Source organism: Lysinibacillus sp. RC79 (genome assembly GCF_041262405.1).
Classification (GTDB): domain Bacteria; phylum Bacillota; class Bacilli; order Bacillales_A; family Planococcaceae; genus Lysinibacillus.
Map to the genome: position 1 here is coordinate 88769 of NZ_JBGCCD010000010.1, position 14310 is coordinate 103078.

Consider the following 14310-nt stretch of genomic DNA (forward strand, 5'->3'; position numbering starts at 1 on the left):
TTAAAAGCATTTCATCTTGAGTACCAGTCAAAAGTTATTCGCTGAGAAGATATTGAGCCTCCTCAGAGTAAAATGATGTGGTCACGAAGGAGTCGTCAAAAGAAGTGACGATTTTAGTCTTCGTACTTTTCTATCATCCCTGCGGAGTCTCACATTTCCCGCTTTTAACCTTATTTTTAAACGGTTAGCTTCAGCTACAGGATTTGATGCTTCCTCCTGCATTTCTCCTTACTTTTGAAAAATAACACGATTTGTTCCTTCCCCTCCTCACCTATCTGTTACACATAAATTGTGACAAAGCACAATACACCTTAAAATCCACATGATAATTTTTAATTCATTTGTAAAAATACCCATTTTATTAATTGACCACCCTGGTCAACTTATATATAATCATGTTAAAAATACACTGAATGGAGAAAAAACCTTGTATCAAACATTCCTTAATTTAGAGGTTGAAAAACAACATAAAATTATCAACGCTGCACTTAAAGAATTTTCGACCAATAATTACGATACCGCTTCAACAAATAAAATCATTAAAGATGCCGAAATTTCAAAAGGTATTTTATATCACTATTTTGGTAGTAAAAAAAATTTATATCTTTATTTATATGAGTACGTTACAACGATTTTTATTGATGCAATGAATAGCCGCTTAGATTTGGAAGAACCTGATATATTTAAACGTTATGAACAAATCATGAAAATAAAATTGGAGTTAATTAAGCAATACCATACTTTTTTTGATTTCCTTAAAAAGACATATGCTGAAACAAATGTAGAAGTAAGAAGTAAGCTTGATCAATATAATTTGACTATACAAAATAGTTCCTATGACAGTGTGTTTGCAGGAATTGATTACGATTTGTTTCATAAAAATATAGATAGTAAAAAGGCGATAGATACCCTTCGATGGGTTACGGATGGAATAAGTAATCGATATGAAAAACAATTAAAGAGTAATGTAGATAACAGTGAAGCCTTTAACCAACTGTTAGAACAATGTATGGAAGAAGCAGATGATTATTTTCATTTTTTAAAGCAATTATTATACAACAACTTAAAGGGGTGAATTGTATGGCAATGATCGAGGTCAATAATTTAACTAAAAAGTTTGGGGATTTTTATAGTGTACAGAATGTGGACCTACAAATCGAAAAAGGTGAAGTATTTGGATTTTTAGGTCCAAATGGGGCTGGAAAATCTACAACAATACGGCATTTAATGGGCTTCTTACAGCCCACAGAAGGACAGTGTTTCATAAAAGGGTTGGATTGTCGCCGATCTACGGCTGAAATTCAAAAATTCGTAGGCTATTTACCTGGTGAAATTGCGTTTATCGATAAAATGACTGGACAACAATTTATCAAATTTATTGCCCAAATGCGAGGGTTACATGATTTAACAAGAGCTAATCAACTTATGGAATACTTTGAATTAAATGCCACTGGGCTTATTAAGAAAATGTCTAAGGGTATGAAGCAAAAAGTTGGTCTAATTTGCGCATTTATGCATAACCCTGAGATCGTCATTCTAGATGAACCGACAAGTGGATTAGATCCTCTTATCCAAACAAAGTTTATAGATTTTATTTTAGCTGAAAAAGAAAAAGGAACGACCATATTCATGTCCTCCCATATGATTGAAGAAATTGAAAAAACTTGTGACCGTGTAGCGATACTTAATGCTGGTAAAATTGTTGCAACGGAAACAATTGCTGACTTAAAAAAGCGAAAATCTAAAAAGTTTTTAATTGAATTTCAAAGCGAACAAGAGCTCTCTCGTTTCTTAGGAGAACAACTTAAAATTGAACAGACTGGGCCAACACAAGCCATTATAAAAGTTCAGGGTAATGTCCAAACATTACTTCATATATTAGCAGACTATAAAATTAATGACCTCAATATAATTTCACAATCACTTGAAGATATATTCATGCATTACTACGAAAGAGGAGGTAAAGAATCATGAACTTTACTTTGCTAAAACATGAGGTGCTAGCTACTGTTAAACTTTTTAGTATTATACTCGCTGTATTAATGCTCTATATCATTAGTATTGTTTATATGTATAACCCTGAAATGAGTAATACTCTTAATAAGCTTACCGAAACAATGCCTGAATTGATGTCAGCATTTGGCATGAGTAACATAGGTAATACGTTAATTGAATTTCTATCAACCTATTTGTATGGATTTTTATTGCTTATTCTACCGCTAGTTTTCATCATTATGTCGGCAAATAAACTAATTATGGGCTATATCGATAATGGTTCCATGGCATACCTAATTGCGACACCGAATACACGTTTTAAAATTGTCTTCACGCAAGCATTTTTTTTAATTGCTAGCATTTTTATACTGCTCTCTATAACAACTTTGGCTGCAGTTTTATTTTCAGAGATTCTATTTCCAAATGAATTGAATATAAGTGCTTTTTTGACTTTAAATATTGGTCTTTTTTTCTTACACTTTGCCATTAGTGGCTATTGCTTTTTTGTATCCTGCAGTAGCAAGGATTTAAGAACCTCTTATGCGTATAGTACAGGAATTCCTATTCTATTTTATTTAATTCAGGCGCTTAGTAATATGGGTGGTGCTTTAGGAAAGCTTAAGTACTTCACGATTTACTCATTGTTTGCACCTGAAAAATTAATGACTCAAAATAGCTCGTCTATTTGGATGCTTGGAGCATTGTTTTTAATTGGGATGCTTTGTTATATGCTGGCTATTCGTGTTTTTGTTAAACGTGATTTGTATTTATAAAGCTAAACATTAGAATCTGCTTGCTTTCTCTGGCAAGCAGATTCTTAGACCTAGAAATATAAAAACTCATTGCTGCAAAGATGCCAAATTACCAAGGAAGCGCAATAACCGAAAATGAATCATTGCTAACTCCTCCACGTTTAACTCCTCATCTCCACTGTCTAGCCACTCTTGAATAACTCCTAAAATCGCAGAAGTTAAAAAAGCCTCAAAATATTGTTGAAACTCTGGATCAAGTCCTTCTTCCTGAATAACAGAGATTCTGTCCAATATATGATTACTAAAAACTTTCTTCATCCTCTTACTAAAGGCGGGGCTCCCCTGCTCCCCTAAAATAACGCGAAAGGCTGTTGCATGCTCTTTAATATATTTAAACACTGCTATAAATGGTTGATAAAGTTGGCCTATTTTTATCGTGTGAAAGGCTTCTAGTGGTTGAACGTTTTTTACATAGCCTTCTAGTTCATTTAATAATTCCTGCTGCAAATCTTCCATCACTTCATATTTATCCTTATAATGTAAATAAAAAGTTCCTCGATTAATATTTGCAGTAATAGCAAGGTTTTTTACTGTTACTCGTTCAAAACCTACTTCCTCTATTTGTATAAGTAATGCATTTTTTATAGCTCGTTTTGTTTCAAAATTCATAATATCGTGAATAGACATTTAGAACCCCCATTGTATTATCACTTTATTCCGATTAGTATTTAGCGATGTTGATCAATTATGCCTCGGCATAATTGCGTCTGGAATCGGCTTTGTGCTTAGGCCTGCAGGATGCAGGTCAGTTAACCGTTATCGCATGGATGCGATGATTTTAGGCTAACATCCTTTAAGCACTCCTTTCCGATTCCGTGACATCCGCCGAAGGCTATAACTTCTTTCAGCGGGTGTTTGGACACCTGCTGAAAGAAGTTATATGGTTACCTAATGATCACAACAAGGTCAAAAAGTGTTTGTAATTACAGTTACCTTATTTATCGGCTTTCTTCTTTATTTATTTCCATCAATCTAATTTAGTAAAATAGTTATTTTAAAAAAAATTAAAAAGGTATCTAAAGTAGTACTGTAGCATGAAGAATATACATCCTTAATGGTTAAAAAACGCGAAAAATTTTCCATTGAATTAGATGATTAATAACTACTATTTTCAACGACTAAGGCAGTCTGATTTCATCTAGCTCGAAAATGTTAAAATCCAGAATCACTGAACACTTTTTAGTTATCTGTTTATTGTAATTCCCCATACACTGCCTTAAAATTTCAGGTATCAACACTGTGTTTAGTAAAGGAGAGATGGATATATGGGAAACAATGCAATTTCATTAAACTCCATAGAAAAAAAGTTTCATCAAAAACAAGTAATTGCCCCGCTTTCCTTAGAAATTCCAAAGGGACAGCTTATTGGCTTACTTGGTCCTTCAGGCTGTGGGAAAACGACGTTAATTAAAATGATTATGGGAATGATCAAGCCCGATAATGGTAGTATTCAAGTGTTAAATTATACTGTCCCTCATAAGCAATTACTGACGGATATCGGCTATATGGCACAATCTGATGCGCTGTATTTGGATTTAACTGGTGAGGAGAATCTTCAATTTTTTGCTAAGCTTTATCGATTATCAAAAAAAGAACGTGCGGAGCGTGTAAATTATGCTGCAAACCTTGTTCATTTAACGGAAGATTTAAATATTAAGGTGTTAAATTATTCTGGCGGAATGAAACGAAGATTATCCCTTGCAATTGCCCTTATCCAAAATCCAAAGTTGTTGATTTTAGATGAGCCAACGGTTGGTATTGATCCCGTATTGAAAAAAGAAATTTGGCAGGAGTTAATTCGTTTAAAAAACGATGAGCATAAAACAATTTTAGTAACGACACATGCAATGGATGAAGCTGAGCGCTGTGATCAGTTGGCTATGCTGCGCGATGGTCATATCATTGCGCATGGAACACCACATGATTTGAAAGCTCATTATCAGGCAAAAGACTTTGATGAAGTGTTTTTAAAGGCTGGAGGCGAAGCACTATGAGAATCGGCGCAATTGTTACAAGAATTATGCAGCAAATGATCCGCGATAAACGTACACTTGCCTTATTATTTTTTGCACCTCTTCTTGTGCTTTCGTTAATGTATTTTGTTTTTAATAGTAACGAACCTGAAATGACACTAGTCGTATCAAATGGTCCTGCATCAATAATTGAAAAGCTTGAAGAGGCCGATTTTCAAGTTATCGAAAAAAATGATTTTACGATTGACAGTTTAAAAGAAGAAAAATATGATGGCTGGTTAGCTTTTCATCAAACTCAATTGAAGCTCACATTATTAAATAATGATCCGTCTACAACCAAGGCTTTAAAGATGAAGCTTTCTCAAGTTTTGCAGCCAGAACAATCTGCAATGATGAAGTTGAAGACTGAGTATGTATATGGCGATGAAAATACCGCTATTTTTGATATTTTTAGCCCGATGTTGACAGGCTTCTTTGTTTTCTTTTTCGTCTTTTTAATTACAGGTATAGCGTTGTTAAAAGAACGAACTTCAGGGACATTGGAGCGCTTACTAGCGACACCGATTAAACGTTCTGAAATTGTTGCTGGCTATATAATTGGATATGGATTATTTGCTTTTATTCAAACGACTATTATTGTTCTATTCGGGGTTTATGTCCTTGATATCGTACACGTTGGCTCCATTTGGCTTGTGCTACTAATCAATATTATCGTTGCACTTGTTTCATTATCATTAGGAGCTCTGTTATCAAGTTTTGCTGCTTCAGAGTTTCAAATGATGCAATTTATCCCGCTAGTCATTGTACCGCAAATTTTCTTTTCAGGTATTTTCCCACTTGATAATATGGCGGAGTGGCTGCAAAATATTGGGCGTATTATGCCACTATACTATGCCGCTGACGCATTGAACGGGGTTATGTATAAGGGCTATTCCTTTAGCGAAATTCTAGCTGACTTAGCGGTTCTTGCTTGCTTCGCTCTTGTATTTATTACATTAAATATTGTAAGTCTAAAAAAATATCGATCATTATAATCAAAGAGTATTGGTACAAAAAAACTACCTCTAAATACAGAAGTAGCGGAATTGACGTTTATACAGTTTACTATAACGACGTTTTGGCCATTTATTTTGAGCTAATTTAATTCGGATTCTTGAAATTATATTAACTCATACTTAACCCCTAGATTTTTTTATCTAGGGGTTATTTAATTTTAAAAAGAATCTCCAATTATTAATTTTATAACAAAAGTAACAGCATACAAGAAAGCTCCTACTGAAAATACACCCAGAAAAAAATAACCAATAAGTTTTAAATTATCTTTTATTGCTCCTAACAAATCATTTAGAAATCGTTGCATAGATTTCACTCCGTTCAATATTAAGAATAAAATAATTTCAATCAATTAGAACTTATTCATCTTAATAATCTGGTATTTACGCTCTTAATTGTAACACAGTAAAATATAATTTATTAAAAATAAACAAGCAAGAAATATTATCCCCCTATTGGTATTTCCACTAAATTATTCCCTTTATTTTCGCATCGAGTTAAATTTTAGTTTAATTAATTAATGTTAAAACATAGGGATTCTGCTCAAAAATTAGGCAGAACCTTTTACATAGCCATTATATAAGTTGATTGGAGTGGAGGCACGGCGACTCCTTGGGGATTAGCGTCACAGATGAGATCCTGCAGCGCAGCGGATGTTTTCTGTGCGAAAGCGTAGTGCTAACGTAGCGGCAGCAACTGGGTTTTGTCTGTGCGAAAGCGAAGCGACAGCAACAACAAAAGCGGCTCATCGGATGCCCCCAGGAAAGCGCCCAGCCGGAACGGAAATCACCCCCACATTATGCTGACAGATCACAAACTACCCAAAAATAGAAAATTACACCAACTTTCTATTAGCAAAAGAACTAATATTCATCTATACTAAATTTACAGTTAATGGATCAATTATGCCTTGGCATAATTGCGTCCGGAATCGGCTTTGTGCTTAGGCCTGCACGATGCAGGTCAGTTAGCCGTTATCGCATGGATGCGATGATTTTAGGCTAACATCCTTTATTAACTCCTTTCCGATTCCGTGACATCCGCCGGAGGCTTTAGGCCAAAACGAAGTTGGCCACTCAGTCGTTGCCACAGGACGTGGCGTTCTTAGACTGAGTTCCTCTATTTCAGCGGGTGTTTGGACACCCGCTGAAATAAGTTAAACATTGTACATCGTAAGTTATAGAAACGAACATGACTTACCATAAAAAAAGCCTAAAAATAAAGGTGTGTAAAGATGAATACGATTATGGAAATACAGAACATCTCTAAACAGTATAGAGGTAAGAAAATTATAGAGAATGCTACATTTTCTATTTGTGCCAATCAAATTATAGCCCTAGTAGGAAAGAATGGGTCTGGTAAGAGTACCCTTCTAAAAATTATTGCGGAATTAGTCGATGCTGACAGCGGTTCTATCGTGAAACATCGACAATCTTTAAAAATTGGCTATGTGCCAGAAGTGACCCCTTCACATATTTTGTTTACGCCTGAAGAATATCTTTATCATATGGGCAGTATTCGAGGCATGGCAAAAAAACAACTACAGCAAAAAATGAATGAGTTACTCAAATTATTTCATTTACAGGAAGCTCGGAACATTCGTATTGTTAATTTTTCTAAGGGTATGAAGCAAAAGGTTATGATTATGCAGGCAATGCTTGAAGACACAGATCTACTTATCTTAGATGAACCGTTATCAGGACTCGATCCTAAGGCCCAAAGTGATTTAGAAGAAACTCTCTCTATTTTAAAGGACAAAGGGTTAAGTATCGTTTTAACATGTCACGAGACAAAATTACTCCAACATCTTGTTGATACAGTTCTCGTTATTCAAAATAATAAGGTCATTCAAGCGGATCCATTAAATAAAAATGAAATACCGAAAAATAAATTAATTTTTGAAATATCAAGTGATAAATTATTGGATAACCTATTACCTTTTCTTGAAATTCAACAACAATCCCTTTTAAATAATGGTTGTCATAAGGTAATTGCCGTTATTAAGACCGAAGATACAGATCAAGTATTATTGGATCTCCTGCACCAAAAAGCCTCTATTAAACAATTAATCCCATTCAATCAGAAGGAGGAACAATTTTATACCCATTTTTAAGGAGGAAAAGACGCTGACATGACAAGTTTATTGCGCTATCAATTTATCAATTATTTAAGGACCTATAAATATGTCCCACCCTTTTCAATTTTCATTTTATGTCTTGTTGTCAACTATACCTTTATCCCAAATCCTATATTAAATAGCTATTCGTTTACAGCTATTATTCTCTTTTTTCTAATGGGATGGTTTACAGTGACACTATTTCACGCAGAAGACGAAGGACAAAAAGTAATAACAACACTTCATGCCAAAAGTCGCACACAATATAATTTAGGAATTTTTATAATTTGTGTACTCATTGGTTTATTCTTAAGCTTTGTATCAGTGATCTACCCTACTCTAATTGGCGCCTTTGGAGAAAAGCCAAGATTTATACATCAATTACTAGGATTTCTCTCTCATTTTAGTTTAGCTGTACTAGCTATCGCACTTTCAGCTATTTTTACGAGAGAACTCGTTAAAAACAAGCAAAATACTTGGTGGGGTGTACTTGCCATTTTAATTGTCTCTGTCGTTATCGCTACTTTAAAAGAGACAATTTTGCAGATCAAGGGAGTAATTTGGCTGCTTCCACCTGTCCGTTTTTCACTGGAAATAATGAGTTCAGAAGATTCTATAAAGTCAATACCGAACAGTTTTTATTGGCAATTTGCCTGGATATTCATCTATGCAAGCTTCGTCATCTTGTTGTTCTTCCTCCTATCAAATCGAAAAAGGAAGTAAATTTCTAACGAAGGAGAATTCTTATGGTTAAAAAATCCAAGGTGCTAATTATAGAAGATGAAAGTGCTATTGCAACTATCATGAAGGACTACTTAAGCGTCAACCATTTCGATCCTCATATCGTTAATACTGGTCATGAGGCAATCCAATATATGAAGGTAACCTATCCTGACTTCATTATTCTTGACCTTTCTCTCCCGGATTGCGATGGTATCGAATTATGTCGTCAAATTCGTGAAAATAGTAATGTTGCTATACTAATTTTAAGTGCCCGTAACAGTGACACCGATAAAGTTCTTGGCTTGGGGTTCGGTGCAGATGATTATATGACAAAGCCATTTTCTTTAAGTGAGCTTGTGGCAAGAATAAATGCCCATTTACGAAAACAGGATAGATGGCTGCAGGACAATGCAAGCCATGTGGATATGATTCAAATCGATCATATGGAAATCAATAAAAATGAATATACTTTTTCACGTCATAAAAAGCACGTTCCTCTATCAGCTAAAGAATTTGATTTACTATTTTTTCTAATGAAAAATCGTAATCAGGTTTTCTCTAAAAATCAGTTACTCGATGCTATTTGGGGCTATGAGACATATGGCGATGAAAATACGATAACCGTTTACATCAGACGTCTACGCGAAAAAGTTGAAATCAATCCATCTTGTCCTGTTTATATTCAAACCGTTTGGGGCGTTGGCTATAAATTTAGTACTCAAAACCATTTGTAGGAGAACAAGATGTACTTAAAAAATTGGATGAAGAAATGGTTATGGTCGATACTAGTCTGTGTTTTATTGTTGTTTATTTGTATCCTCACATTATTTTTCACAAATTTTAATCGCCATGAGGAACCTCAAAATGAATACATGATCAATCAAATTCGTTTAAAAGTAAATGAACTATTATTGTACATAGAAGACCATTATACAAGTATTGAACAGAATTCAAATTTAAGCATTTCCCTCCAAGAAATGAGCAATAGCGAAGGAATAGATATTACAGTTGTTCAATTAGATGGAAAAATTATTTTTAATTCAATCGAAGGAGATATTTCACAGTTTATTAACTTAGAAGAGGATTTACATTATGATTTATTTACGTCTCAACTACAACCAGGGATCATAAAAATTGCCTTTCCTATAATTAGTGAGACGCATGAACAACTAGGGAACGCTATTTTCACCATTGATCAAGATGAAATCTTACCAGTTAAAAAGCCTAACGCTAGCAATTTTGTTATTTTATTCATCAGTGGTTTCTTATGTATTTTAATTATATTACTTGCCTTGTACATTGTACGGAAGTCTAAAAAGAAAATCTTACTTCCTTTAAATCATTTGAAAAAAAATTCCGAGGAAATTATCAAAGGTAATTATGAACAGAAAACCGTATATTCGCAGGCAGATGAAATCGGTGAATTGTATGCAGTGTTTGATCAAATGCGCCTGGAAATAAAAAACCTTACTATTCAACGAGATGAACAAGAACAAAACCAAAAAAAGCTTATATCTAGTATTTCTCATGAAGTAAGAACACCTCTAACAACAATAAAAGCTTATTTAGATGCTATTTCTGAAGGAATTTGTCCTGACATGGATTCACTTATGTCGTATATACAAACTATGCAGACAAATACTGAAAAAATGTCCAGGTTAATTGATGATTTATTTATTCACACTTTGAAGGAGCTTGGACATATCCCGGTTAACTTAACAGAGCAATATAGCAAAGATGTCTTTACGAATATTTTGCATCCCATTCGTCATTATGTCCAAACGACCGGCATTCATTTTATAGAGCCAGAGTCTATCCCTAATGTACTTATTCAAGTAGATGAGCATCGACTAGAGCAGGTACTTTCAAACCTTATTACCAACGCACTAAAGCATACTACTAAAGGTGATTCTATAACTGTTTCCATCAATATCGAAAACAAATTATTATGCATTAACGTAATAGATAATGGTAATGGAATATTGCCTCAAGACATGCCGTTTATTTTTGAACGCTATTTCAGAGGTATTCAAACTACAGGTGAGACTGCTGTAAAAAATGAAGGAGCCGGACTCGGATTATCTATTTGTAAGCATATTATGGAAGCTCACAATGGTTCCATTTCATTTAAAAGTAAGCAAAATGTAGGAACAACATTTACATTAACTCTTCCTATTATTTAAATAATTTTATGAAAGAGCTTTGGACATCATCTTATATCCAAAGCTTATTTTTTCTGAGAAACTTTATTCAGTGGGGGTTTCTTCATCGCCTACTGATTATTAGATCTCCATCAATCAGCTTTTACGGGCTGTTAATGCGGGATAAAATACAATTTTCAAATCTACAAATATTTTGTAAGAATTTATTAATAATTTAATAAGGACCTTATAATAATTCCCCCTTACACTAAAAGAAATACATTTGAAGGAGGTATTCTCGTGGATAAAGAGGTACTTATTCGAGCTCAAAATCTATGTAAGACATATTCCACAGGGAGTGAGCAATTTCATGCAATAAAAAATATTAATATTGAAATATATAAAGGAGATTTTACAGTCATTATGGGAAACTCCGGTTCGGGTAAATCGACACTGCTTTATCTTTTAAGTGGTCTTGATTCCATTACGACTGGTGAAGTTTATTTTCATGGAGAAAGGCTAGATACATTTACCGAACAGCAGTTAGCTACATTTCGCTCTAAAAAAATTGGATATGTCTATCAAAGTAGTAATCTCGTCCCGGATATGACATTGCTAGAAAACATCACCCTCCCAGGATATATTGCAAAACATCCTAAAAAAGATGTGATAAAAAAAGCGGAGATGCTATTAAATAAAATGGGACTTGAAGAACAACGAAATCGTTTACCTTCGCAAACCTCTGGTGGACAGCAACAAAGAGCTGCTATTGCTAGAGCATTAGTTAATGACCCAGAGATTCTGTTTGCAGATGAACCAACGGGTAGTTTAAATTACGATCAAGGTGTAGCTGTCTTAGATATTTTAACGAATTTAAACAAAAAGGGTCAGTCTGTAGTAATGATTACACATGATATAAAAGCTGCCTGTCGTGCTAATCGGCTTATTTTCATTCAGGATGGAAAAATTGGAGGTATTTTAAACTTCGATCAATACGATGATGCTAGCATACAAGAGCGTGAACATATTATCTTTTCTTATGTCGCGGGAAAGGAGTAAAAAATGCACGCAGTTATTACTCTTTGTTTTGCACATATTAAGAAAAGAAAAATCCAAAATGTACTATTAGCAATCCTAATTATGCTATCCACCCTTTTATTAGCTACCTCTGTAACAATTATTATGAATACAAACAATATTTTTGAAAAAATACATCATGATTCAAATGGGGCTCATCAAATTTTAACGATGGGTAAGGATATTCATAATCCAATCACTGTCAACAATTGGTGGCAAGAGCAACAAGGAGTTACTGCCTCGAATCTCATTCCTTATAGAAATTTATCTGGCTTCACAGCGAATGGTGTAAAAACGCAAAATCTCTTATTCATGATGAATACACCAAAAACGCCCTTCGCTATTGATCGATTACTATTTTCAGAGGGTGAAAATCAGGACTATCCTACTGAGGGAACGATTTGGATTCCCACATCGATGGCTTCTACTTCGAATATTTCACTTGGAGATGCTATTGAATTTAACACCGGCGAAAAAGCTTTTTCATTAAGTGTTTCTGGTATAGTTGTAGATTTGCCATATGGTGGACCCTTTTCAAATAATGCTCGTATTTGGATGAACGACTCTGACTATCATAAACAATTTGATACGATGATAGGGTCTGAACAATATATGATGGCTCTTCGCTTTGATGATTATCAGCAAAGTGCAAACTATTGGATAGAATTCGAAAATTTTTTAAAAGGCCCCTACCTTGAATCAAAAATGGAATACGTGGATCTCTATTCGTTTTATTTAATTATTAATAAAATTATCGGCTTTATCATGATCGCTTTTGGTGTAGCAATGTTATTCATTTCATTGTTTATTATTGGTTTTAGTATTTCAGATGCCATTTTAACTAACTATAAAACGATTGGTGTCATTAAATCTCTCGGACTTACTTCTCGAAAAATTAGTGCGACCTATGTTTTACAATTTGCTTTATTATCCGTAGTCTCGATTATTCCTGGCCTTATAGCCAGTACAATCCTTTCCAGAGTGATCATAGAAAGCTCTTTATCTTATTTAAAGTCTGGAAAACATTTAACGATTATTCAAGATTTTAGAATCACCATGCTACTTGCTGTCATAATCCTTGTCATTGTTATCCTTACTGCGTTCATTTACTCAAACAAAACACGCCACGTTGAACCAGTACAGGCAATTAAATACGGTATGTCAGAATTTGCAAACAGTAAATTGAATCGTCGTTTAAATAACTCTAATCGCCTTTCTAATTTTGTTAATTTGCAAATTGGCATTAAAAACATCACCAAAAATATGAAAAGTTCCATTCTTATTATTGTTCTTACAGCCATTACTTCTGCTATTTTAGTGTTTAGTGCAGTCATGCTTAATAGCTTTATTTCCATCAAGCAAAACACACCAGCATTTGGCTACGATTCATCACATGTTGTAGTAACGGTTTCTAATGAAGCAACATTTTCAAAACAACAGTTTGAACAATTTTTACGCTCAGATGAACGCATTAAAAATCACGCTTGGCTAGATCAATTTACAGGGGTTCTCCCTAATGAACCAAATCAACCGTTAAATATTAAAGTCGATACTCTTGAAGGTAGTTTTGATGCTGCTGGATACGAGACAATTTCTGGCCGTAATCCTGTAAATAAAAATGAAATAGCCATTGGCCTTAATGTCGCGAAGGCTTTACACAAAAATCTAGGGGACATCGTGGAAGTCTATATCGAAGGCAAGCAGCATCATTTGATTGTTACCGGTATCTATCAATCGATAGCAAATATGTCTAATTCAGCGAGAATTACCGCTGATGTTATCAAAGTTTATAATGCTACCTATTCTGCTTCAAAACAAAGTATGATCAATTTGGTAGATGAGACATTATCAGATCAAATCGTTGATGATTTAAACAATAATTTTAAAAGCTCTGTCTCAGCTGAAACACAACAAACATCATTAGATAATGTCTTTAAAGTAGTGGTCGCTGTTTTAATAATCCCATTATCTGTTATCGGAATTTTATTTATCACTGTAACATTCATCATTATTTTTAGTGTTTCTAGAATAAATGTAAGAAAAGAAAGCGGAACTTACGGAATTTTTAAATCTATTGGTATGACCTCAAATACTATTAGATGGTCGATTACATCAGGAATTCTGTTTCTTTCATCACTAGGGACTATATTTGGGATTTTTATCGGTATTAAAGTAATACCCGTAGCTTTACAAAGTATTCTTTTAGAATACGGCATACTTGAACTCCCCCTTGCGATAAACTGGCCAGTTAGTATTGGATTATCTCTTTTAAGTATTTTGGCCGCTTGTTTTGGTTGTTGGTTATCAACGAAAATAATCGCCAAAACTTCACCACGAATTTTGCTTGTTGACTAAAAAATGCCCCCAATCTACTTAGGTAGTGGGGGCGATCCTATATAGTTAACATTATTCAGTATAAT

At 34.1% G+C, this 14310-nt stretch carries 13 protein-coding genes; 11 read left to right on the plus strand and 2 right to left on the minus strand.

Annotated elements, in window-relative coordinates:
• The first annotated feature begins 427 nt into the window (after window positions 1-427).
• Genes ABH968_RS12130 through ABH968_RS12140 form a run of 3 tightly spaced genes read left to right on the plus strand, consistent with a single transcriptional unit; the run spans window position 428 to window position 2768 of the window.
• Window positions 428-1075: a TetR/AcrR family transcriptional regulator gene (locus ABH968_RS12130; protein WP_370044285.1), complete on the plus strand. Its 648-nt coding sequence runs from the start codon at window positions 428-430 to the stop codon at window positions 1073-1075.
• A gap of 11 nt (window positions 1076-1086) precedes the next feature.
• The gene (locus ABH968_RS12135; RefSeq protein WP_370044335.1) at window positions 1087-1974 is read left to right on the plus strand and encodes an ABC transporter ATP-binding protein; all 888 of its coding nucleotides are present in this window, start codon (window positions 1087-1089) and stop codon (window positions 1972-1974) included.
• Entirely contained in the window at window positions 1971-2768 is a 798-nt protein-coding gene (locus ABH968_RS12140; RefSeq protein WP_370044286.1) for an ABC transporter permease, read from the plus strand. The genes ABH968_RS12135 and ABH968_RS12140 overlap by 4 nt, the downstream gene beginning before the upstream one ends.
• A gap of 66 nt (window positions 2769-2834) precedes the next feature.
• Here the strand turns inward: ABH968_RS12140 and ABH968_RS12145 are convergent, their stop codons facing one another.
• Window positions 2835-3434 carry a TetR/AcrR family transcriptional regulator gene (locus tag ABH968_RS12145; RefSeq protein ID WP_370044287.1) on the minus strand — a complete coding sequence of 200 codons (600 nt, stop codon included), beginning with the start codon at window positions 3432-3434 and terminating at the stop codon, window positions 2835-2837.
• A gap of 638 nt (window positions 3435-4072) precedes the next feature.
• Here ABH968_RS12145 and ABH968_RS12150 point away from each other — a divergent pair.
• Both ABH968_RS12150 and ABH968_RS12155 read left to right on the plus strand, forming a co-directional pair.
• Window positions 4073-4801: an ABC transporter ATP-binding protein gene (locus ABH968_RS12150; protein WP_370044288.1), complete on the plus strand. Its 729-nt coding sequence runs from the start codon at window positions 4073-4075 to the stop codon at window positions 4799-4801.
• On the plus strand, window positions 4798-5814 hold the full coding sequence (locus ABH968_RS12155; RefSeq protein ID WP_370044289.1) for an ABC transporter permease: 1017 nt from the start codon (window positions 4798-4800) through the stop codon (window positions 5812-5814). Before ABH968_RS12150 ends, ABH968_RS12155 begins: the two co-directional genes overlap by 4 nt.
• Window positions 5815-5993: 179 nt before the next feature.
• Here the strand turns inward: ABH968_RS12155 and ABH968_RS12160 are convergent, their stop codons facing one another.
• Entirely contained in the window at window positions 5994-6140 is a 147-nt protein-coding gene (locus ABH968_RS12160; protein ID WP_370044290.1) for a hypothetical protein, read from the minus strand.
• A 939-nt stretch (window positions 6141-7079) separates the two neighbouring features.
• On the opposite strand from ABH968_RS12160, the gene ABH968_RS12165 reads away from it, so the two are divergent.
• The 6 genes from ABH968_RS12165 (at window position 7080) to ABH968_RS12190 (ending at window position 14245) form a co-directional block, all read left to right on the plus strand.
• Complete coding sequence (locus ABH968_RS12165; RefSeq protein WP_483308126.1) at window positions 7080-7946, plus strand: ABC transporter ATP-binding protein; 867 nt, start codon at window positions 7080-7082, stop codon at window positions 7944-7946.
• An 18-nt stretch (window positions 7947-7964) separates the two neighbouring features.
• The gene (locus ABH968_RS12170) at window positions 7965-8672 is read left to right on the plus strand and encodes an ABC transporter permease (RefSeq protein WP_370044292.1); all 708 of its coding nucleotides are present in this window, start codon (window positions 7965-7967) and stop codon (window positions 8670-8672) included.
• 23 nt (window positions 8673-8695) lie between these two features.
• On the plus strand, window positions 8696-9406 hold the full coding sequence (locus tag ABH968_RS12175; protein WP_370044293.1) for a response regulator transcription factor: 711 nt from the start codon (window positions 8696-8698) through the stop codon (window positions 9404-9406).
• Window positions 9407-9415: 9 nt separating this feature from the next.
• Window positions 9416-10855, plus strand: coding sequence for a sensor histidine kinase (locus ABH968_RS12180; protein ID WP_370044294.1), 1440 nt, complete (start codon window positions 9416-9418; stop codon window positions 10853-10855).
• Between the two features lie 258 nt (window positions 10856-11113).
• Window positions 11114-11872: an ABC transporter ATP-binding protein gene (locus ABH968_RS12185; RefSeq protein ID WP_370044295.1), complete on the plus strand. Its 759-nt coding sequence runs from the start codon at window positions 11114-11116 to the stop codon at window positions 11870-11872.
• Between the two features lie 3 nt (window positions 11873-11875).
• Entirely contained in the window at window positions 11876-14245 is a 2370-nt protein-coding gene (locus tag ABH968_RS12190; RefSeq protein ID WP_370044296.1) for an ABC transporter permease, read from the plus strand.
• Window positions 14246-14310 lie beyond the last annotated feature (65 nt).

What these genes read in the sequence shown, in the direction of transcription:
- ABH968_RS12135 (WP_370044335.1), top strand. Translation starts at nt 1,087, where the DNA reads ATGATCGAGGTCAATAATTTAACTAAAAAGTTTGGGGATTTTTATAGT.
- ABH968_RS12140 (WP_370044286.1), top strand. Translation starts at nt 1,971, where the DNA reads ATGAACTTTACTTTGCTAAAACATGAGGTGCTAGCTACTGTTAAACTT.
- ABH968_RS12145 (WP_370044287.1), bottom strand. Translation starts at nt 3,434, where the DNA reads ATGTCTATTCACGATATTATGAATTTTGAAACAAAACGAGCTATAAAA.
- ABH968_RS12150 (WP_370044288.1), top strand. Translation starts at nt 4,073, where the DNA reads ATGGGAAACAATGCAATTTCATTAAACTCCATAGAAAAAAAGTTTCAT.
- ABH968_RS12155 (WP_370044289.1), top strand. Translation starts at nt 4,798, where the DNA reads ATGAGAATCGGCGCAATTGTTACAAGAATTATGCAGCAAATGATCCGC.
- ABH968_RS12160 (WP_370044290.1), bottom strand. Translation starts at nt 6,140, where the DNA reads ATGCAACGATTTCTAAATGATTTGTTAGGAGCAATAAAAGATAATTTA.
- ABH968_RS12165 (WP_483308126.1), top strand. Translation starts at nt 7,080, where the DNA reads ATGGAAATACAGAACATCTCTAAACAGTATAGAGGTAAGAAAATTATA.
- ABH968_RS12170 (WP_370044292.1), top strand. Translation starts at nt 7,965, where the DNA reads ATGACAAGTTTATTGCGCTATCAATTTATCAATTATTTAAGGACCTAT.
- ABH968_RS12175 (WP_370044293.1), top strand. Translation starts at nt 8,696, where the DNA reads ATGGTTAAAAAATCCAAGGTGCTAATTATAGAAGATGAAAGTGCTATT.
- ABH968_RS12180 (WP_370044294.1), top strand. Translation starts at nt 9,416, where the DNA reads ATGTACTTAAAAAATTGGATGAAGAAATGGTTATGGTCGATACTAGTC.
- ABH968_RS12190 (WP_370044296.1), top strand. Translation starts at nt 11,876, where the DNA reads ATGCACGCAGTTATTACTCTTTGTTTTGCACATATTAAGAAAAGAAAA.